Here is a 20,507-nt window from a genome sequence, read left to right on the forward strand (position 1 = left end):
CACTTGCTGATCCTACGAAGTCACCTTTTGTTACTTGTAATACTTGCTCTTTCATATCTTTCATTCTCCTCTCTTTTTCTTTTGTTACAAAACTTCTATTATACTAATACGCTTGATAGAAATACGATTAATGCTGTTAATACTACTGCTCCACTTGCTGATCCTACGAAGTCACCTTTTGTTACTTGTAATACTTGCTCTTTCATTTTATGTATCCTCCTTTTTAATAAGTTATCTATATGTAATTTCTAAGAAATGTTTATTTCATAGTTTTTATGTTAGCGTTACATTAAAGTTATTAACGTAACGTTTGTAACATTAATGTAACATAACTATTGTTACGTTGCAATATAATTACGTAAATTTTATTACACTTTTTTACGTTTTTTTATAAACACCCTTAAAAACCTTGTTTTAATGCACTTTCTACTAAGTTGGCGTTTGTAATGTTATTGTAATATTACAGTCATATAACGAAACACCCTCATACCTACCTCTATTTTTATTACAAATTAAAGTGCATATTCAAAGTAATAAGATGGCGCCTATCAAATTTTTACTGACGGTTCACGCAAGATAAAATACGATCTTTCCAAGATAAGTTTATATGTTTCCTCTATATAACTATGTATAATAAAAGCAAAGAGGTGGTCATTTTGAAATTAATCGCATTAGATATGGATGGTACGCTACTATCATCTAATCTTGAAATCTCCAAAGAGAACTTACAAGCTATCCAAACTGCAAAAGAGGCTGGTCATATAGTCATGATTTGTTCTGGTCGTGCAAAAGAGGATGCTTTAAAATTATTGGAAGAATATAAACTATCTCTTCCAGTTGGAGCGAGCAATGGGGCAATTGTTTATGTGGATGGAAAAGTAATTAACTCGCGTTGTTTACAAAACGATAAAGTATACAAGCTTGCAAAATTACTAGAATCTGAAGGTTTTCCTTATAAGCTATATACGAATAAAGGAGTTTATTCTCCATATACATGGCAAGATCAAGTCATGCAAGCGTTCGAAGAAAACAAGCATGCACTAGATGTTACACTTGAAGAACTTGAAAGAATTACAGAAAAACAAAAGAAATCAAACTTAATTACTGATTTCCAAAAAATCGAAGATGTTGTAAATAATCCAGAATTAGAAATATCTAAATTCTTCATTTTGACATTTAATGCAGCGCATCGTGCACAGCTATTAAGCATGTTACAAGAAGACACTGATATTTCAGTTACGGCATCAGCTCCTACTAATGTAGAAATTATGGATAAGCATGGTCATAAAGGGAACGGTCTACAAGAAATGGCTGCTTATTTCAATATACCAATTGAAGATACTATTGCGATCGGAGACAACTTTAATGATGTGCCAATGTTACAAGTAGCTGGCTTATCAGTTGCAATGGGAAATGCTGAAGAAGATGTAAAAAAACTATGTGATGTCGTAACATTAACAAATAATGAGCATGGTGTTGCTCACGCAATCGAGAAATTTGTATTGAAACAAACTTCATCTAGTAAATAAAAAAAGGACTCTTTCAATTTGAAAGGGTCCTTTTCTTTTATACATGATGACAAGCAACAAAATGCTCTTCACCAACATTACGGAATTCTGGTACCGTTTGTTTACAAATATCTGTTGCAAACGGGCAACGTGTATGAAAGCGACAACCCGAAGGTGGATTTGCTGGACTTGGAATATCACCCTCTAGTATAATCCGCTCTCGCTTCACTGTTGGATCTGGTATTGGCACAGCTGATAACAATGCTTTTGTATACGGATGCAGTGGGTTCGTAAATAACTCATCACGCGGCGCTGTTTCCACAATCGTTCCTAAATACATAATTCCAATTTTCGTACATAAGTGCTCTACTACGCTTAAATCATGTGAAATGAACAAATAAGATAGTCCCTTTTTCTCCTGTAACTCACTAAATAAATTAATGATCTGTGCTTGAATAGATACATCTAGTGCTGCCACAGGTTCGTCAGCTACTATAAATTCCGGATTTAATACCATAGCTCTTGCGATAACGATACGCTGACGTTGTCCACCAGAAAACTCATGAGGATACCGGTCAATATGATATGGGGCTAAGCCACATAACTCTAATACTTCTGTCACTTTTTCACGAATATTTTCTTTCGTCGCTAGTCCGTGAGCCAACATCGGCTCGCCAAGTGCTTCTCCAATTCGCATTCTCGGATTTAATGAGCTAAATGGATCTTGAAACACAAGCTGCATATTAGGACGATGTTTTCTCAATTCCTCTTTTGATAGAGAATGAACATCGTGTCCTTTAAACTTCACTTCTCCCTCCGTTTTTTGAACGAGACGTAAAATTGTTTTTCCTATCGTCGTTTTTCCGCTTCCTGATTCACCAACGAGACCGAACACTTCGCCTTTATTAATAGTAAAACTTACTCCATCAACTGCTTTCACATGTCCAATCGTTCTACTAAATATGCCGCCTTTAATTGGGAAATATGTTTTTAAGTTTTTTACTTCTAATAATGGTTCACTCATTGTCCCGCACGCTCCTCATATAACCAGCAAGCTACTTTATGATTCTCATCATGTACATTCAGATTTGGCGCTTCTTCTTTACATATTTCCATACAATGCTCACAACGACCGCTGAAGTAGCAGAATTCATCCAAACCAACTAAATTAGGAACTTGCCCTGGAATAGAATATAATTTATCTATTCGTTTTCCCATCACCGGTTTTGATTTCAACAACCCTTTCGTATACGGGTGTTTCGGATTTTGGAATATTTCTAGTACTGGTGCCTCTTCAATAACTTTCCCGCCATACATAACGACAACGTAATCAGCCATCTCAGCTACAACACCTAAATCATGTGTAATTAATAGAATGGATGTTTTAAATTCTTCTTTTACTTGTCTTAATAAGTCTAATATTTGGGCTTGAATCGTAACATCAAGAGCCGTTGTCGGTTCATCCGCAATTAATAACTTCGGATTACAACTAAGTGCAACAGCAATCATAATACGTTGTAACATGCCACCACTCAGTTCGTGCGGATAAGAATGGACGATTTCATCCGCACGAGCTATACCAACTTTACGAATTAACTCAATCGCCTTCTTATACGCTTCATTTTTGCTAAGTAATTCATGCTCTCTTAACGTCTCTACAATTTGTTCACCTACAGTGAAGACAGGATTTAGCGATGTCATCGGTTCTTGGAAAATCATCGCAATATCATTTCCTCGTAAACTACGAAGCTCTTTCTCTTTCATTCCTAAAAGACTTTTTCCTTCATATAAGATATCTCCACCTACTACACTGCCTGATTCAGCAATAAGTCCCATAATAGATAAAGCTGTTACACTTTTCCCGCAACCCGATTCGCCTACAACACAAACCGTTTCACCTTCTCGAACTGTAAAACTAACATGATTCACAGCCTTTACTGTTCCTTCTTCTGTCTGAAAGTGTGTTTGTAAGTCTTTCAGCTCCACTACCGCTTTACTCATACCTTCTCACCTACCGTCTCATCTTTGGATCTAACGCATCACGAAGTGCATCACCAAGTAAATTAATGGATACAACTGTTATAAAAATTGCAAAACCAGGCGGAATCCATAACCAAGGACGCTTTTGGAAATCAATTAACGAGTTAGCTGCACTAATCATATTCCCCCATGATGGTGTAGGTGGAACGACGCCGAGACCTAAGTAACTTAGTGCGGATTCCCCTAAAATAGAACCTGCAACGCCTAATGTGGATACAACAATTAATATCGGTAAAACATTAGGAATTAAGTGATAGATAATTTTTCGGTAATCTTTTATTCCTAGCACATCAGCAGCTTGCATAAACGCTTGCTCTCTAAGCGATAAAATTTGACCTCTTACAAGACGTGCAAGCCCCGGCCAACCTACTAAACTTAAAATAATCATAATGACATACAGACGATAATCAGACGGTACTTTCCACTCTGATAAAATCGCCCCCATTATAATAAGTAACGGTAATCCTGGCATCGACATTAAAATATCTGCAAGACGCATAATAATATTATCAACGATGCCACGATAAAATCCTGCAATAGCCCCTAATACAGCTCCTAGTATTACTGATAAAACCATTGAAGCTAGGCCAATTGTTAATGAAATTCGTCCCGCTTGCATAAGTCTCGTTAAAATATCTCTTCCTAATTGATCTGTACCGAGCCAATGAGAAAAACTAGGTGGTTTGTTAATTAACGCAACTTGTATTTTCCCTGATGCATATGGCGAAAAGAATGGACCGATAAAACAAAATAAAAACATAAAAATTAATGCATACAATCCTACGAGTGCCATCTTATTTCTCTTTATCCGTTTAATAGCTTGTCGCCATGGTGATGATTCATTTTTTCTTCTCTTTTTTTCTTTCTTCTCTGTAATCGCTGTAACAGTTTCCATCTCGTTCCCCCCTTACTTCAACCGAATTCGTGGATCAACAACTGCATATACGATATCTGCGAAAAAATTTGAAACGATTGTTAAACAAGAAAGAAACATCGTAAATGCCATCAATACTGTATAATCACGGAAATTTAGTGCTTCTAATTGAATACCACCAATCCCTGGCCAGTTAAAAATTTGTTCAATAATAATTGCCCCAGAAAACAATCCAGGTAACTCAAACGCAAGCAATGTAATAGCCGGTAAAATGGCATTTTTTAATGCATGCTTATAAATAACAGTCTTCTCTTTTAACCCTTTTGCTCGTGCTGTTCGTATGTAATCTTGTCTTACAACCTCTAACATACTCGTTCTAAAATAACGAGTTAATGAGCCCACACCAAGAAGAGTCAAAATAAATACCGGTAAAACCATATGCTTTGCAACTTCTATCACATAAGCGAATCCGGTTGAATTACTACCAACATCAATCATTCCACCTATTGGCAATAACTTAAGATCAACTGCGAACACCTTAATTAGAAACAGACCTATAAAAAATGAAGGAAATGACATTGCTGCAAAGATACCAATTGTTACAAGCTTATCGAATAAAGAATGTTGTTTTGTCGCTGAAAATACACCGATAATAAGTGCAATTAACCAAATAAAAAACAATGCAATAATTGCTACACTAAAAGAGTTCCAAATAAATTTATTTAATAATGATGTTACAGGTTCTTGATATTGAAGCGAAAAACCAAAGTCTCCTTGTAACGCATTACCTAACCAATGAAAATAGCGCTCAACAATTGGCTTATTTAATCCATACAATTCCCGAAGCTCTGCCGCCCTTTGCGGTGTAATCTTAGGATTCGAATCAATATAATCCCCTGGAAGAAGTGCAAACAGGAAAAAAATAACAACTGACGTTCCCAAAAGTGTAGGAATCATTTGTAACAACCTACGAATGATATACGTTTTCACCCTTTTTCTCTCCAATCTTATGCTTAAAATAGAAGAACATTTTTTCGAATCAGCATATTACTAGCCGAATGAAAAAATGTCTTCTACTTATACATTCTTCTCGTTATTTTTCAATAGATAATACTGGCGAGTTCGAACTAATACTGTCATACTTCTCAGGATCAATTCCTTTAATGTTTCCATTGTAAGCTGTGATGATTCTACGATAATTTAATAAAATTACTGGCGGATCCTCACTTAGTTCTTTGTACAGTTCTTTGTAAATCGGTTTACGTTTCTCAATATCTACAGTTTCAATTCCTTTTTTAATTAATGCATCTACTTTTTCGTTTTTATAACCTAGGGTATTATCATCACCTTCCGAGGAGTAACCACTTACAGTTTCACTTGGATCTGTTGTAATTGGTGTTGCAACAGAAGCTAAATCATAATCGCCTTTTTTCACTTTTGATAGCATCGTATTAAAATCCATAAATTCAGGATTGAACTCAACACCTAATTCTTTATAGTTCTCTTTTGCTATCGGAATAAATAAATCACCTTCTTTTGCTGAGCTTGCACCATAATACGTTAATTTAAGTTTTTGACCATCTTTTTCACGAATTCCGTCTGAACCAGCTTTCCATCCAGCTTCATCTAATAATTTCTTCGCCTTATCTAAGTTATATTCGTACTTATTAATGCCCTCTTCTGTATAAGCCCAAGATGTTGGATGAATTGGAACATTTGCTACCGTACCGTATCCTTTCAAAGCTGTATCTACATATTTTTTACGATCCAATCCATAAATAAGAGCTTGACGAACTTTCTTATCTTTTAAATACGGTTTTTTACTATTCATTCTTATATAACTAAATGAAGCAGCTGTCTCTATTTCAACATTTGCAAACTGCAAACTCTTCACTTGTTCTAAAATTTCATCCCCGTAGCCTACTCCTGTATAATCTATCTCACCTGTTTGGAATAATTGGAATTTTGTATCCGGTGAAGTAATCTTATAAATAAAGTTTTGGATTTTTGGTTTACCTGCATAATAATTTTCATTTGCTATAAAACGAACTTCCTGTCCTGGGATATACTTTTCAAACTTATATGGCCCCGCAGCTATCGGTTTTCCATATAACTCTTTTAAATAATCTAAACTAGTATTTTGTTTATACTCTTTTCCATAATAAGCTTTCGATAATACTGGACCACCTAAAGCAATTAGCGCTTGTGAGTTAACTTTTTCGGTCGTAATTTTAATTGTTTGTGGATCCACAACTTGAATTCCTTCAATAGACGTCGCTTTTCCTTCTTTATATTCCTTTCCACCTTTAATTGCATATTGTGAAATATCATCTCCGCCTTCATACGCTTTATCATGTAGAAGTGATAATGTAAATGCTACATCGTCAGCGGTTAATGGCGATCCATCACTAAATTTCAAGTCTTTGCGTAAATGAAATGTATATGTTAATTGGTCTGAAGAAACATCCCACTTCTCAGCAAGATCTGGTATAGGTTTTCCTTGTTTATCTGTTGTAACAAGGGAAGCAAAAATAACCGATGTCACATTGCCATCCCAGCCGTTCTCTTGAAAGTAAGGTAAGAAAACTCCCCCAGGCTTTGAGATACCAGAAATAAACGTATCTTTTCTATTTTTTGCCTTATCAGGTACTTTCGTCTTATCTGTAGCCGCAATTTTTTCAACTTTTATATTTTTTAAATCTTGCTGTTTAACCGGTTCTGTAGAAGCCGTATCCTCCTGTCCCCCACAAGCAGATAACACAAGCGAACTACTCAGTAATACCGAAAATACACCAGCCCATTTTTTTGTCTTTTTCTTCATTGTCCCCACCCTAACTGTTTAATAGTTATACCCTTCGAACTTATTAGCTTATGTATGCCTCCCACAGCACATTTATAGCCAATCGGAAAAGTCGGTTTTAATCGTAAAAAATAGATGTTTTTGAGGGGTAGCAATCCTATTCCGACCTTTCCGGTAGACTTTATGGTTATTAGCTTATATCGTCCGTTATATTTTGTCAATTCTTTCTAAATAAATATTTTGAGAATTTTTTAAAAATTATTATTCTATCTTTAATTTAGGTAAACTTAATAAAATACCGTTATAGTTATCTTCTTGTAATCCTTGAATTCGTGCATGATGTGCAGACACCACTTTGCTATTATTCAAGAAGATTACAGGCGGGTCTTCACTTAACTCTTGATATAACTTTTTATAAATTTCTTTTCGCTTTTCAATATCCAACGTTTCTAATGCTTGCTTAGCTAATTCATCTACTTTCGGATTATAATATCCATCATAATTTCGTTTACTTGTTGAAACAAACTCTTCAATCGTTCCGCTCGGATCATCAATCATTGGCGTAGATACCATTGCTAAATCATAATCACCTTTTATCACTTTTGAAATCATCGTATTAAAGTCCATATATTCTGGGTTAAACTCTACACCCAACTTTTTATAATCTTCTTTCATCACAGGAATCATTACATCATTTATTTTACTTGCTGATGAGGCAAAATAACTTACTTTCAATTTTTGTCCATCTTTTTCACGAATTCCATCCGAACCTGCTTTCCATCCAGCCTCATCCAGTAATTTCTTCGCCTTCTCTAAATTATACTCATATTTATTAATGCCCTCTTCTGTATACGCCCATGAAACTGGCGTAATCGGTACATTAACGAGTGACGCATATCCTTGGAAATACGTATCAATAACCTTTTGACGCTCTAATCCGTAAATAAATGCTTGGCGGACACGTTTATCTTTAAAGTATGGCTTCTTATAATTCATTTTAATGTAGCCATAAGAGCTTCCTGTATACACATTAATATTAGCAAAACCTAAATCTTTTAATTGCTCAATGGTCTCCACGTTTGTCGTAAAACCATCATAATCTACTTCTCCTGCTTGAAATTGTTGTAACTTCGTATCACCCTTTGTAATTTTATAAATAAAGTGCTCAATCTTCGGTTTTCCTTCAAAATAATTTTCATTTGCTACAAATCGAACCTCTTGACCAGGAATATATTTATCTAACTTATAAGCTCCTGCTCCCACCGGCTTCCCATACAACTCTTTTAAATACTCCAAGTGTCCTTGTTTATACTCTTTCCCGTAATACGCTTTAGATATAACTTCTCCACCGATTAATGATAGCGTTTGAGCATTTACCTTTTCAGTCGTAATCGTAATTGTTTTCGGATCAATGACTTGAATTCCCTCAATAGAATTCGCTTTTCCTTCTTTATATGCTTGCCCACCTTTTATTGCTGTTTGGCTTATATCAGTCGCACCACTATAAGTTGGATCATGTAATAACGTTAATGTAAATGCTACATCCTCCGCAGTTAACGATGTACCATCACTAAACTTCAAATCATCTTTCAAATGGAATGTATATGTAAGCTGATCCTCCGAAATATCCCACTTCTTCGCCAAAATGGGAATTGGTTTCCCTTCCTTATCCAGTCCAACGAGAGGCGCAAAGATAGCTTGCGTTATATTACCATCCCATCCATTCTCCATAAAGTGCGGAAGGAATATCCCTCCAGGGCTCGGCATTCCAACTACAAAAATATCTTTTCTTTCATTTACTTTTGTAGGACTTTTTGATTTGTCGCTCGCCTTAATAAATTCATCTTTTACTTTTAGTACGTTCCCGGCTTCATTTGTACTTGCTTCCTCTTGACCACATCCGGCTAGTAATACTGACACACTAAGAAATGTAGCAAGTGCTCCTTTAAAAGCATTTTTCATTGCCCTCTCACCTTTACCTTCCTAATTTTTATCGATGCAGGAACATAGGCCTCCTCCCTGTAACTATCTTTATTTTTCCTATAAAAATAGTATGAATTAATTTCAAGATTATTCCTTTCCTTTAAACATGTCAATCGTTCTCTTTTATTTCGTATTAAAAAATTAAAAATTCACTTCTATTCGTTCAGTATGAAACATAGAATACTAATAACCAATTACCAAAAAGGGGGCGAAAACATGGACAACCTATTCCAATACGTCCTGCACTACGTATTATTAACAATTATGATAGTCGGGGCTCTATTACTATTCCCATTCTTCCCAAAGTTCGTCCTCTTTTTAGCTTTTTTTATTATGCTCGGGATCGCCATTATCATTTCAACAAGGGAAGATACGACACAAAAAGAAAGCAGAGTTCAGCGCGTAAAGCTGTAACTCTGCTTTTTTATTTTCAATCCTGATCCGCCGTTTCACATACTTATGTCTCGGGAAATAAGTAACCGATCCAAAAAATCCCTAATATCATTTATGTTTTACAATCTATGTAAATTACAGAACAAAGATGTATCAAATTTACTGTTTCACGTGAAACACAATTTTTATTTTTCTCTTAAAGTAAAATATCAGTATAAAAAAAGCGAATCCTTTCAGCAAAGCTGAAAGGATTCGCTTTCTACTTTTTACTCCACAATATTCTCTAACTCATTATATAACTCCGCTCGTAACAACTCTTTCTTCGTTTTTTCTTCATACAATTGTTCAAGCATTTCAACATCAACTACATGTTCCATCTTACACTCAAGCATATATATATCCTCTTCTACATGCATTAACTCCGTTTCAATATCCTCAACATTCCTAACTTCTTTCTTTTTTACAGGAGCTGTTTCCATACTTTTTCTTCCTTGGCGTTGCTGCTTTATTACTTGTTTCTCGAGCTTTTCTTCCCACTTTTGACGAGCCCATGCGTAGTTCCCTGCAAACTCAAATAATTTATGCTCATCAATCCAATACGTCTTTTCAAATAACTTATTTAAAAAATAACGATCATGTGAAACAGCTAAAATCGTTCCATTATATTGCTCAAGAGCTTCCTCTAAAACTTCCCTTGATTCAATGTCGAGATGGTTTGTCGGCTCATCTAAAATTAAAAAATTGATATCTTGATACATAAGTTGCGCAAGTCTTAACCTCATTTTTTCTCCACCGCTCAGTTGCGTTACTTTCTTAAACACCGCTGGACCATAAAATAAAAACTTAGCTAATATATGTCTCGCTTCTCCCTCTGTTACAGCTACATATTCCCTGAAAGCCTCTAATACATTACTCTTCATATTTCCGTACGCATGTTGTGATAAATAACCGATTTTCACACTACTACCAATCCGAATTTCTCCAACGTCTGGCTCTATTTCTTCTAATAATAACTTTAGTAGCGTTGTCTTTCCTGTACCATTACGACCAACGATCGCCGCACGCTCTTGAAAACGAACATGTAAATTCGCTTCGTTAAATAAAGGGTGGTCAGCAAACCCTTTACTCACTTCTTTCATTACAACAACATCTTTCCCACTTCTCTCTTGCCCTTCAAACTGAAGTCCCATTTGTTTTCGTTCTAAAATAGGTTTCTTTAGTTTCTCTATACGTTCCAGTGCACGTTCCATACTTCTCGCTCTCTTATGCAATCCTTCATTCGGAGGATTCGCCTGATTTGCCCATTCACGTAGTCGCTTAATTGCTTCTTTCATTTTCTTTATTTTCTTTTGCTGTTCTTGATAAGCCTGAAACTCCTGAAGCAACCGTTCTTCCTTTTCCTCAACAAACTGAGAATAGTTCGTATGATACACGTGAATCTCTCCATCTTCTAAATCAAAAATCTTCGTTACAACTTCATCAAGAAAATAGCGATCATGTGAAATGACCATAACCGTTCCATTGTATTCTTTTAAAAATTGCTCTAGCCATTCTACTGCGAATAAATCTAAATGATTGGTTGGTTCATCTAATAGAAGTAAATCTGGTTTCTGCAACAACATGTATGCAAGGCTTACTTTTGTTTGTTCCCCACCACTTAACTCCAGAAATGATCGAGGAAATAGTTCTGTCACCTGTAGACCATTTGCTACCTTCATCATATTCGCTTCTATTTCATAACCACCGAGAAACGCAAATTTTTCTTGGATTACTCCGTATCTCTCCATTAATTTTTGTAAAGCAAACGTTTCCTGTTCTTCCGCCATATTTTTTTCTAAAGTACGCATTTCTCTTTCTAATTCCTTTTCTGCTTTAAAAGCCGAACTCAATACATCATATACAGTCATACCCTCATCAAATTTCGGAATTTGTGCCAAATGACCAATACGTGTACCTTTCTTCATATGGATGGCTCCTACATCTAAACTTTCCATTCCAGTTAGAAGCTGAAAGATTGTTGTCTTCCCACTACCGTTACGACCAACTAATCCAACACGTTCACCATTCTTTATTTCAAGCGATATATTTTCAAATATGATGTTTCCACCAAAAGATTTCGTTACATTATTTACACTACAAATTGTCATTTTCCGTACTCCTTTCAATATAAAAAACCATGGGAAAGAAACATTCCCCATGGTTTTCGACATAGAAAAAGGAAGCCAAATAGCTCCCTTTTCACACGTTTATTAAAAATGGGTGAAGAGATTTCTATCGTTCAATAGCTACTATGCAATTGTTAAAAAAGGACAGACGTATCCCGTTAACAACTACATCATGAAAAATCGCACGACAAAAATAGATATAATCTAAAAATTTGGCACGTGCAGCTAAAGAACGTTTCATCTCATTCACCTCTTTCGTACGGAATTTAATACTTACTTCTTTATTATACTTTCCCATTTCATGTTTGAATAGTCATTTTTCTGAAAATAATGAAGATAGACTAAACATTTCAATAAGTGACATCAAATCTTACAAAACTGTTATGTTCACGTAATGGAAAGCGATAGTACGAAAAGATGCCTCCCTATACAATAAAGATGTAAACAAGAGAGCCAAATAAAAGGAGGAAACGATCATGATGAAAGAAATCGTAAAAGCAATCTTTGAGGTATTAGTGAACGGACAAGCAGTTGTAAAAGAACTAAATGAACTATAAAAAGGAGTGAAGGAATATGATGAACATGGTAAAAATGATTTTACATGCTCTAGTTGATGCAAAAGCAGTTAGCCAAGAATTAAACCAACAATAAAAAAGGGGTAAATGAATATGAAGAAAGCCATTATTGTAATCGCAAGTACAGCAATTGCCTTATACACAATAAAAAATAGAAAAAAGAAGCACAATAAAAACGCTCTATATTATCCATACACATTATTAAAGAAAAAATAAAAGACAAGGTACCCTGTTGTAATGAGGATATCTTGTCTTTTATTTTTCCTATTCCCTTTAAAGGATTTCCTTCTCCTTTCCCCGAATGTATTAAGCGGGATTTTTACACATATTTTAAAGGGGCATATATACAAATGGATACACAACAACTATACTTTTTAAACGATATTGGCAAACAAAAACCAGAAAGCATTCGGAATAGAAGCGCTGCATGTCCTTTTTGTGACAGAGAAAACTTAACGGATATTTTAGCAACTGAGGGCTCAATTATTTGGTTAAAAAACAAATTTCCTACATTAAAAGATACATTTCAAACGGTGCTAATCGAAACAGATAATTGTGAAGACCATATTGCGACATATACAGAAGAACATATGAGATCGCTAATTCGTTTCTCCATTCAACATTGGTTAAACTTACAGAAGAATGAAGAATTCACATCTGTGATTTTATACAAAAATCACGGTCCATTCTCAGGCGGGAGTTTGCATCATGCACACATGCAGATTATCGGAATGAAATATGTAGACTATCTCGGTAACGTAGAACCGGACAACTTCCGAGGAGTCATTGTACAAAAAAACGAACGCATTGAACTCAATATTTCAGATCGTCCTATTATCGGTTTTACTGAATTTAATATCATTATTGCAGATATTGGATACATAGATGAACTGGCAAATTATATTCAGCAAACTGTACGTTACATACTGAAAGATTTCCATAAAGGATGTAGTAGTTATAACTTATTCTTCTATTACTTAAACGGAAAAATCATTTGTAAAGTTGTTCCTAGGTTCGTCGTTTCACCGTTATATGTAGGATATAAAATACCGCAAGTTTCTACAAAACTAGAAGAGGTAAAAATACAACTAGCGGCGTACTTCACGAGCGAAAAAGATGCAATTATTCATAAAAAAACAGAGTAGGTATAGAAAACCTACTCTTTGATTACACCTTTATTTCGATAGTACACATCTTCTAATCCGATGTTATACTTCATGTTATTATCCGTCCACTCTGGACCCAGATTACCTGGCCATCCAGATGTATTTGCTACATATTTTAGTAATGCAAAATCCGTCAAACCTTTTTGCACCCCGCGCTTATATCCTTTCATTAAATGCGGCATTGCAATTTGCGCATTTGCGCGCGGATCTTTCAACTCTTCATCAGTTAAATGATCTGGTGCAAGCCCACCGCCACGGTGCAATTGAAACAATCCGAATGAAGTTCCGTTATCTCCAACACTTCTTGGATTTAACCGACTTTCATGTTCGGCAATTGTAAGAGGTATCCATTCTGGAAGATTGACTTTCTTTGCTTCCTCTATAATAATTTGTTTCACCTGTTTTGCTTCTTCTGAGTCAACATAGCTTGTCTCATTCACTAACTTGCCCATTCCTTCAGACTTTCCTTGGAAATATAAGTACACCCCAAGAACAACTAAAAATCCTACAAAGAATTTCTTCACTACCACTACCTCTTTCTCCGCTGAAATTTGTCCCCTTTCAGCCTTCTTCCCTTTACAATTACCCACATTCTATCATTCTCTTACCCTTTTATCATAGCAAATAACTATATATATTATCATCATGCTTTAGACCGATTTTGTGAAAAAACAGCTGGTAAATACGTGCAAAAATGTAACTTTCATAGACTACAACGTATTTCTTGTATATAATTGTAAACTGAACTCTACATATAGAATAGGAGCAGACCAAATGAAAAAGTGCATAATACTCTTGTTCAGCATTTTACTACTTATCCCTATCCACACCTCTGCACAAACATCATCAAAACCAAAAGTACTTGTTTTATACAGTACAAAAGACGATAAAATTACAAATAACATTCAAATCCTTAATACTCAATTAGGACATTTTACAAACGATATAACTACGAAAAGTTTAAAAAAGGCTAATGAAATTACTAATTCATCTTCTTATACACATATTGTTTATATCGGTGAACAAAAAGAAGAGTTTCCTATTGAAACAAAGCAACTTCTAGAAAATTTCTCAGGCCCAGTATTAGTTTTAGGACAAAATGTTGAACAATTATCTAATCGCTTTTCTTTCATTACCCTAAAGGCTGATGATATACGAGTTAATAAAATCGAATATCCAAGCCATAAGCTTAAAAACACTTTAGAAGAGGAACGATTGATTCAATCTTTTGATACAAATGGAACTGTTCTTGCTAACGCTGTAAGTTCAAATAGCAAGAACCCACTAATCGTTCAGCATGAAACATCTTATTACGTGGCAACGCCACACCTCTTTGACTGGATGTCTCATTACGTTGGTGAAATGTTATTTTCTTACTTTGGACAAAAGCCAACGACAAATAAAGTAGAGGCTTATTTGCGTCTTGAGGACGTTCATCCGGCCGCAGATATAAATCAATTAAAAGAAATTGCTGAATTACTAAAAGAGAAAAAGATTCCTTACATGATTACTGTTATTCCTGTATATACAGATCCCGAGACAGGTAAAACACTGCATTTAAAAGATAAACCCGAACTAGTCGATCTTTTACGCTCTATGCAAGATGATGGTGCAGCAATTATTATGCATGGTTATACGCATCAATTTTATGATAGTGAAACTGGGGAAGGTTTTGAATTTTGGGACGTAAAAACAGATCAACCAATTCGTCAACCGAAGCATGAAAAACCAAAAACAAAAGATGACTTCCCTAATGTCAAAGCATATAATGCATATGTAAAAAAAGGGGAAGAGTTTGAAGAAAAGTATACGACTGATCATATTGAAAAAGGTATTCAAGAACTTGTAGATGCCAAACTATATCCTGTCGCATTTGAAGCACCTCATTACACGATGTCTCAAAAAGGATATGAAATATTATCAAGGTACTTTTCAACTTATGTAGGACAATTACAGTTAAGTGATACAACTTGGAAATCCATGCACTCACCATTCTATACAAGTACCCCATCATTTTTACACGGGATGAAATTAATGCCTGAAACAGTTGGCTTTATTGAAGAAGATAAGCCACAAGCTATTGCAAAGATGAAAGAACGTACTGTATCTGTTGCTAAATTATCCGATGGAGTTATTGGTGCATTCTATCATCCTTACTTAGGTGTGAAACCATTAAGAGAAGTATTAAAGGATCTAGAAAGCATTCCAAATATAGAATGGATTGATTTACAAAAAGAAACAAATGAAGTAAAAATGCAAGATATTCATATTACTACTAATAAAGACGGCATTCACGTTGAAAAACCAACAAGTGCAAGCGACGTAATGGACTATGTAAAACAATATGGATTCTTCCTTATACTTGGTTTCTTCATCATTGTCTTTCTATTGTTATTAAGACGTGCGAAAAAATTAGAATCCTAAAAAAAAACCACCAAGCATCTTGCTTGGTGGTTTTTTTAACTTAAACCAAAACGCGGCATATTATTAATAACCCATTGATTATTTTCATAAATAAATTCAACTTCTACTTTTTCTGTTACATTATCATAGTCATTATACGTTTCTACCTGCGCTTTTATTTTTCCAACCTTTAGCTCGGCAGAAATAATTTTTGTGAATTTAGTTGCTGCTTTTGATCCTGGATCTCCAATAACATAGTGCATTTTCCCATTTAATTCTTTAAGGTACTTACTCTTCATATACTCTGCTATAAATGGTTTTGAGAAGTACGTAGATAGCGTGGCCTCTAAAGTGTCCTTCGTATTATAAGCAGGATTCACTAATTCCCCGTACGAAAAATCCCCTACTCGTTTTGGGTTTCCTGTTAGTGCAGCCATTTGAATATTAGTAAGTTCCTTCTGTGCATTCCATACTTTCTGTAACATAACCTCATCTACTAGCTTCTTATCTTTTACTTCATTTGATTTCTTTGTATCTAGATTTAAAATAGTTCCATTATCCGTATAAAGATACATATCTCCTGCTACAAAATATAAATAGGATTTAGTTGGTTCAACCGCTTTATTATAAATTACTTTTTCATTTCCGCCATTCATTTTCTTCTTATATACTCCATCCTTTTTTAAATAATAAAAGGTATCCCCTTTCACATTCATCTGCAAGGCATCCTTTACTAATAGCTTTTCATTATTTTGTTGAATGTCTATTTCATATATGCCATGCTCAGCTTCATTTGTTTCAAAAGGTAACGAAAAGTCGACAACAGCATATAATTTTTCATTATTATAAGTAGCACTAGATATTGTTGCATAATTTTCTTTTGACCAAGTTTTATTATCTTTTGTCACTTGTGTTCCACGATTTTTATTCCAATGTAAAATACTATCGTCTATCGTTTGAGACCAACCTGAGTTTTTAAATGCCGCTTCTTCCTCCTGCCCCGTTTTCAAATCCATTTTTACTATCCCTACAATATCAAAACCACCATGCTCAGAATATTTTTTCGGATAAAATAAAGTTTGATCTTTTATATAAACATAATTTGTATCCGCTTTTAACGTGTCTAGCTTTTTGTTAGATATATCATACTTCATTAAAGAAGATAATCCCGCATTCTTATCTTCATCCGTATGAATAAAATATAAAGCTTTGTTTTTTATATTTATGTAAGAAGCATTTACACCTTCCACTACACGTTCCGAAGTCTGAAATTGATCTTTCGTACGATAAATGCCTCCTGTATTTTTATTACCATTTACTGCATAGTAAACCCATCCATCACTCTCTGCCATCTTCCCTTTATTAGAACTGTTTCCAACCGTATTCCCATTTTCCTCATTTTCTTTCATCTGTTTTTCAACTACTGGATCAATTTGTTCTTCCTTCTTTTCCTGTGTTGTGTTTGGGTTTATAACCTTTTTTTCTGCCTCACACCCAAACACTACAAGTGAAAGTGCACCGACCATCATTGTAATAGCCATTTTTTTATACGCTCTCCCCATTTTCTTCCCCTACTTTCTTCATCAAATTAAACACATCATAAATTATAGAAAATATTAGAAAAAATATCCATAATAAAAAGGATAAGAGTAACTCTCCTATCCTTTCAAATAAAATGAAACTTTAATCAGTGGAAGTCTTACTACCTGTTAATGTGGGGTAAAATTGAATCGTATTTTCATATATCGTTTTCGCAACCTTATCAACAGATATATTTTTTATAACACTAATTTCCTTTAATACCTCTCGAATCATTCTCGGATGCGTCATAACGTCCTCGTGAAATTCCCACGGCCCATCTGTTTCTACCATCATATATTCAAGTGGATAATACGAAACAACTTTTCTAATCTTCTCCTTATGTAAAACATCTGGTGTGATAGAAATATAATAACCGTTCCTCATCATCCGTTTCATTGTTGTTTCACTTCCTTTAAACCAATGAAAGTGTACACGTGAAACTTTATATTTCTCCAGTAAATCACATACAATATCAGCATCTTCATACACTGCATGCAATATAATTGGTAAATCATATTTACTAGCTAGTTCAACAAACCGTTGCAACACTGATATATATGAATTGACAGTAATGCGCTCATCTTCTTTTCTTAAATAATACGGTAAGCCTACTTCACCAATCGCAACTATGTCTTCTACATGCTCTTCAATTAATTTATAAATTTGCTCACATTCTTCTTTATGAATCGGTTGCTCCGGATGAAAACCTATTGCTGGATGTACAAAAGGATATCGCTTTGCTAAAGATAAAGTTTCTTTACATGATTGATAATTCATAGATACCGCGATAAGCCCCTGTATCTCTTTACTATGTTCCACATCTTTAAGTAATCTACTTTTTTCTTCATCCTTATATTGGTCAACATGTATATGACTATCAATCCATTTCATCTTTATTCCCCCATAAAAAAAACAAGAAAGGATCTCCCTTCTTGTTTTATCATCTATATTATTTAACAATTAAGTTTGTTATGATATCAAATAATCCAATACATACTACGGCAACAGTAAAGTAGCTACAGAAATCTTTAATTGGAAACTTCACTACTTCTTCTTTACGCATCCCAGTTTTCTCCCTTCTTACTACATCCCTAATTATTTTATCTATTTGTATCTATTATGCAAAAAATATGACAAATTTACTATCGAATTAACTTACGTAAACCTTACAATGTTGTAAGGTTTATAAAAAGAGCCTCATCTAAATACAGATGAGGGCTATTAAAAAGTAGTTGGTTTTTCATTCTTCATTAATATTACAAACAGAAAGTAATACAGTGAGACTTTCTAATTACACTATATGAAATTCACTATCTTTTAACCATCGAATTACATTACAGAAGACTTACATGTTTGTAAGCTATGTGTAATGTAATTCGATAGTTTCTCTTACCTACATCTCGTACAATAAAGTTAGAAAGCAAGCCAAATAAGAAGAACACTCACATAACCAAATTATATTGCTAGTAGCTACTCTTCTTATACCTTTCACTCATGCTACTACAATGTACCCCCTTCCCCTTTATATAATAAAGAAAGCCTTAGTCCATATGGACTAAGGCTTTCTTACACATTTCAAAATACCCCTACCTAGTATTTTTATTTTCGACAAAAAATAGGCGGGGGTATAATTCGCTATCTCATCGCTAAAAGTTTACTCTTCGCATTAATAGGAATATTTACAGCTTCAATTTCTTCAATTGCCTCGCCATAGCGTCCTTTTGCATACACCTTTAACGCTTCATCTCTCTTTAACATATGCTTAACAGTCTTCTTTATTTTTTGTTCTCTTCCACGTTCGTCAAACGCAATAAATTCATATTCATACCACTCATCACCAATATGCTGACCAATTGTATTCACGACCGTATAGTATTCTTTCGTCTTATAAAGTGGATTATATTTATCGATAACTGGTCCAAGTTTCGTAGGCAGTAACATTACTACTATCACTATCATCGCTATTATAGTAGTGATCATTTTTTTCTTCATAATCAATCTTCCTCCTCTGCAGGATATATATACATCCATTTTAAAAAGAAGGAATAAAATCTACTATTGAATCTCATTACATTACACTTACATTTTTGTAAGAATTAAAAAAAGGTGAACGAATTTACTCGTTCACCTTTTAGCTCGCTTTAAAGCCACCGCCAAGTACATCACGTACATCATGAATAACAACGAAAGCATCTTCATCTACTCGACTAATAACCTGCTTTAACTTAACAAGCTCTTGTTTATTTATAACAACATATAACACTTCTTTATTTTTACCAGTATATCCGCCGCGTCCTTCTAATACAGTGACACCGCGTGTCATGTTTTTCGTAATAGTTTCACGTATTAAATCTGGTTGATTTGAGATGATTGTAACAGCTGTTTTTGTATCCATTCCTTCTACAATGAAATCAATCACTTTCGCTCCGATAAATACTGCAACAAGTGTGTACATTGCTTTTTCTTGTCCTATGATAAATACTGAACCTGCAATTACAACAATATCAATAATAAGTACGCCTTTACCAACGCTCCACCCTAAATATTGATTTGCTAACTGAGCTAAAATTGCCGATCCTCCTGATGTACCTCCAGCTTTGAACATACAGCCTAATCCGACACCGACAAATAAGCCAGCGAATAGAGCCGCTAATAACGTATCACTATTTACATGATACTCAATATGTTCCGTAACATATAAAAACAAGGATGTTTCTACAATCCCTAAAATTGTATAAACCATCGTTTTTTTATCAAAAAATTTATAACCAATAGCTAGTAAGATTGCATTTATAGCAAAGTTCACAATCCCCGGCGACCAATCAAATAAATAGTACGTAACAACCGTTACACCAATAATTCCACCCTCTGATAAACGGTTTGGAATTGCAAAGTAATTAATACCAATTGCGAATAATAATGAACCAATTGTAATTAGTGTTATTTCCTTTATACGTTGATTAACCATAGTTCATACCTCCCCCCATTTGACATTGTATCACTATCTCCTAGAGGTTTA

At 34.6% G+C, this 20,507-nt stretch carries 20 protein-coding genes; 5 read left to right on the plus strand and 15 right to left on the minus strand.

What is annotated here, in order from left to right:
• Positions 1–64: DUF3948 family protein (locus tag AC3WTA_RS26735; protein ID WP_114160331.1), on the minus strand; the 64-nt coding region annotated here is incomplete at its 3' end.
• A 34-nt stretch (positions 65–98) separates the two neighbouring features.
• Entirely contained in the window at positions 99–206 is a 108-nt protein-coding gene (locus tag AC3WTA_RS26740; protein ID WP_000664237.1) for a DUF3948 family protein, read from the minus strand.
• A gap of 450 nt (positions 207–656) precedes the next feature.
• Between AC3WTA_RS26740 and AC3WTA_RS26745 the strand changes: the two genes are divergently transcribed.
• Positions 657–1,529: a Cof-type HAD-IIB family hydrolase gene (locus AC3WTA_RS26745; protein ID WP_000766409.1), complete on the plus strand. Its 873-nt coding sequence runs from the start codon at positions 657–659 to the stop codon at positions 1,527–1,529.
• A gap of 37 nt (positions 1,530–1,566) precedes the next feature.
• Here the strand turns inward: AC3WTA_RS26745 and AC3WTA_RS26750 are convergent, their stop codons facing one another.
• The 6 genes from AC3WTA_RS26750 to AC3WTA_RS26775 all read right to left on the minus strand — a co-directional run bounded on the left by AC3WTA_RS26750 (position 1,567) and on the right by AC3WTA_RS26775 (position 9,184).
• Positions 1,567–2,532: an ABC transporter ATP-binding protein gene (locus AC3WTA_RS26750; protein WP_070169285.1), complete on the minus strand. Its 966-nt coding sequence runs from the start codon at positions 2,530–2,532 to the stop codon at positions 1,567–1,569.
• A complete protein-coding gene (locus AC3WTA_RS26755) occupies positions 2,529–3,509 on the minus strand; it encodes an ABC transporter ATP-binding protein (RefSeq protein ID WP_000030797.1) in 981 nt (326 codons plus the stop codon). Before AC3WTA_RS26755 ends, AC3WTA_RS26750 begins: the two co-directional genes overlap by 4 nt.
• Before the next feature lie 10 nt (positions 3,510–3,519).
• Positions 3,520–4,443: an oligopeptide ABC transporter permease gene (gene opp4C / locus AC3WTA_RS26760; RefSeq protein WP_000451061.1), complete on the minus strand. Its 924-nt coding sequence runs from the start codon at positions 4,441–4,443 to the stop codon at positions 3,520–3,522.
• Positions 4,444–4,455: 12 nt separating this feature from the next.
• Positions 4,456–5,412 (minus strand): ABC transporter permease, encoded by a 957-nt coding sequence (locus tag AC3WTA_RS26765; protein WP_000860699.1) that lies wholly within the window; start codon positions 5,410–5,412, stop codon positions 4,456–4,458.
• 103 nt (positions 5,413–5,515) lie between these two features.
• Positions 5,516–7,243: an ABC transporter substrate-binding protein gene (locus AC3WTA_RS26770; protein WP_048563008.1), complete on the minus strand. Its 1,728-nt coding sequence runs from the start codon at positions 7,241–7,243 to the stop codon at positions 5,516–5,518.
• 240 nt (positions 7,244–7,483) lie between these two features.
• Positions 7,484–9,184, minus strand: a complete 1,701-nt coding sequence (locus tag AC3WTA_RS26775) for an ABC transporter substrate-binding protein (protein ID WP_309529135.1) — start codon at positions 9,182–9,184, stop codon at positions 7,484–7,486.
• A gap of 237 nt (positions 9,185–9,421) precedes the next feature.
• On the opposite strand from AC3WTA_RS26775, the gene AC3WTA_RS26780 reads away from it, so the two are divergent.
• Positions 9,422–9,619 carry a hypothetical protein gene (locus AC3WTA_RS26780; protein ID WP_000369259.1) on the plus strand — a complete coding sequence of 66 codons (198 nt, stop codon included), beginning with the start codon at positions 9,422–9,424 and terminating at the stop codon, positions 9,617–9,619.
• 245 nt (positions 9,620–9,864) lie between these two features.
• On the opposite strand, the gene abc-f is transcribed toward AC3WTA_RS26780, so the two are convergent.
• The gene (gene abc-f / locus AC3WTA_RS26785) at positions 9,865–11,745 is read right to left on the minus strand and encodes a ribosomal protection-like ABC-F family protein (RefSeq protein WP_070169283.1); all 1,881 of its coding nucleotides are present in this window, start codon (positions 11,743–11,745) and stop codon (positions 9,865–9,867) included.
• A 124-nt stretch (positions 11,746–11,869) separates the two neighbouring features.
• Positions 11,870–12,004, minus strand: a complete 135-nt coding sequence (locus tag AC3WTA_RS26790; RefSeq protein ID WP_046956655.1) for an RAxF-45 family protein — start codon at positions 12,002–12,004, stop codon at positions 11,870–11,872.
• A 421-nt stretch (positions 12,005–12,425) separates the two neighbouring features.
• Here AC3WTA_RS26790 and AC3WTA_RS26795 point away from each other — a divergent pair, with 421 nt between their 5' ends.
• The gene (locus tag AC3WTA_RS26795; protein ID WP_002096919.1) at positions 12,426–12,554 is read left to right on the plus strand and encodes a hypothetical protein; all 129 of its coding nucleotides are present in this window, start codon (positions 12,426–12,428) and stop codon (positions 12,552–12,554) included.
• A 134-nt stretch (positions 12,555–12,688) separates the two neighbouring features.
• The gene (locus tag AC3WTA_RS26800; RefSeq protein WP_000381052.1) at positions 12,689–13,483 is read left to right on the plus strand and encodes a DUF4931 domain-containing protein; all 795 of its coding nucleotides are present in this window, start codon (positions 12,689–12,691) and stop codon (positions 13,481–13,483) included.
• 11 nt (positions 13,484–13,494) lie between these two features.
• On the opposite strand, the gene AC3WTA_RS26805 is transcribed toward AC3WTA_RS26800, so the two are convergent.
• Positions 13,495–14,028, minus strand: a complete 534-nt coding sequence (locus AC3WTA_RS26805; RefSeq protein ID WP_033657844.1) for a transglycosylase SLT domain-containing protein — start codon at positions 14,026–14,028, stop codon at positions 13,495–13,497.
• 250 nt (positions 14,029–14,278) lie between these two features.
• On the opposite strand from AC3WTA_RS26805, the gene AC3WTA_RS26810 reads away from it, so the two are divergent.
• Positions 14,279–15,928, plus strand: a complete 1,650-nt coding sequence (locus AC3WTA_RS26810) for a DUF2334 domain-containing protein (RefSeq protein ID WP_309529136.1) — start codon at positions 14,279–14,281, stop codon at positions 15,926–15,928.
• A gap of 35 nt (positions 15,929–15,963) precedes the next feature.
• On the opposite strand, the gene AC3WTA_RS26815 is transcribed toward AC3WTA_RS26810, so the two are convergent.
• From AC3WTA_RS26815 to AC3WTA_RS26830, 4 genes are all read right to left on the minus strand, one after another.
• The gene (locus tag AC3WTA_RS26815; protein WP_000532161.1) at positions 15,964–17,469 is read right to left on the minus strand and encodes a DL-endopeptidase inhibitor IseA family protein; all 1,506 of its coding nucleotides are present in this window, start codon (positions 17,467–17,469) and stop codon (positions 15,964–15,966) included.
• A 121-nt stretch (positions 17,470–17,590) separates the two neighbouring features.
• Positions 17,591–18,379: a TatD family hydrolase gene (locus tag AC3WTA_RS26820; RefSeq protein WP_070169280.1), complete on the minus strand. Its 789-nt coding sequence runs from the start codon at positions 18,377–18,379 to the stop codon at positions 17,591–17,593.
• A 744-nt stretch (positions 18,380–19,123) separates the two neighbouring features.
• Positions 19,124–19,480 (minus strand): YxeA family protein, encoded by a 357-nt coding sequence (locus tag AC3WTA_RS26825; RefSeq protein WP_000728427.1) that lies wholly within the window; start codon positions 19,478–19,480, stop codon positions 19,124–19,126.
• A 139-nt stretch (positions 19,481–19,619) separates the two neighbouring features.
• Positions 19,620–20,456, minus strand: a complete 837-nt coding sequence (locus AC3WTA_RS26830; RefSeq protein WP_000248056.1) for a YitT family protein — start codon at positions 20,454–20,456, stop codon at positions 19,620–19,622.
• Positions 20,457–20,507: the final 51 nt, after the last annotated feature.

This window comes from Bacillus sp. EB106-07-01-XG149, assembly GCF_058791555.1.

What these genes read in the sequence shown, in the direction of transcription:
- AC3WTA_RS26810 (WP_309529136.1), top strand. Translation starts at nt 14,279, where the DNA reads ATGAAAAAGTGCATAATACTCTTGTTCAGCATTTTACTACTTATCCCT.
- opp4C (WP_000451061.1), bottom strand. Translation starts at nt 4,443, where the DNA reads ATGGAAACTGTTACAGCGATTACAGAGAAGAAAGAAAAAAAGAGAAGA.
- AC3WTA_RS26750 (WP_070169285.1), bottom strand. Translation starts at nt 2,532, where the DNA reads ATGAGTGAACCATTATTAGAAGTAAAAAACTTAAAAACATATTTCCCA.
- AC3WTA_RS26740 (WP_000664237.1), bottom strand. Translation starts at nt 206, where the DNA reads ATGAAAGAGCAAGTATTACAAGTAACAAAAGGTGACTTCGTAGGATCA.
- AC3WTA_RS26770 (WP_048563008.1), bottom strand. Translation starts at nt 7,243, where the DNA reads ATGAAGAAAAAGACAAAAAAATGGGCTGGTGTATTTTCGGTATTACTG.
- AC3WTA_RS26780 (WP_000369259.1), top strand. Translation starts at nt 9,422, where the DNA reads ATGGACAACCTATTCCAATACGTCCTGCACTACGTATTATTAACAATT.
- abc-f (WP_070169283.1), bottom strand. Translation starts at nt 11,745, where the DNA reads ATGACAATTTGTAGTGTAAATAATGTAACGAAATCTTTTGGTGGAAAC.
- AC3WTA_RS26830 (WP_000248056.1), bottom strand. Translation starts at nt 20,456, where the DNA reads ATGGTTAATCAACGTATAAAGGAAATAACACTAATTACAATTGGTTCA.
- AC3WTA_RS26790 (WP_046956655.1), bottom strand. Translation starts at nt 12,004, where the DNA reads ATGAAACGTTCTTTAGCTGCACGTGCCAAATTTTTAGATTATATCTAT.
- AC3WTA_RS26825 (WP_000728427.1), bottom strand. Translation starts at nt 19,480, where the DNA reads ATGAAGAAAAAAATGATCACTACTATAATAGCGATGATAGTGATAGTA.
- AC3WTA_RS26820 (WP_070169280.1), bottom strand. Translation starts at nt 18,379, where the DNA reads ATGAAATGGATTGATAGTCATATACATGTTGACCAATATAAGGATGAA.
- AC3WTA_RS26795 (WP_002096919.1), top strand. Translation starts at nt 12,426, where the DNA reads ATGAATATGAAGAAAGCCATTATTGTAATCGCAAGTACAGCAATTGCC.
- AC3WTA_RS26775 (WP_309529135.1), bottom strand. Translation starts at nt 9,184, where the DNA reads ATGAAAAATGCTTTTAAAGGAGCACTTGCTACATTTCTTAGTGTGTCA.
- AC3WTA_RS26815 (WP_000532161.1), bottom strand. Translation starts at nt 17,469, where the DNA reads ATGGGGAGAGCGTATAAAAAAATGGCTATTACAATGATGGTCGGTGCA.
- AC3WTA_RS26755 (WP_000030797.1), bottom strand. Translation starts at nt 3,509, where the DNA reads ATGAGTAAAGCGGTAGTGGAGCTGAAAGACTTACAAACACACTTTCAG.
- AC3WTA_RS26800 (WP_000381052.1), top strand. Translation starts at nt 12,689, where the DNA reads ATGGATACACAACAACTATACTTTTTAAACGATATTGGCAAACAAAAA.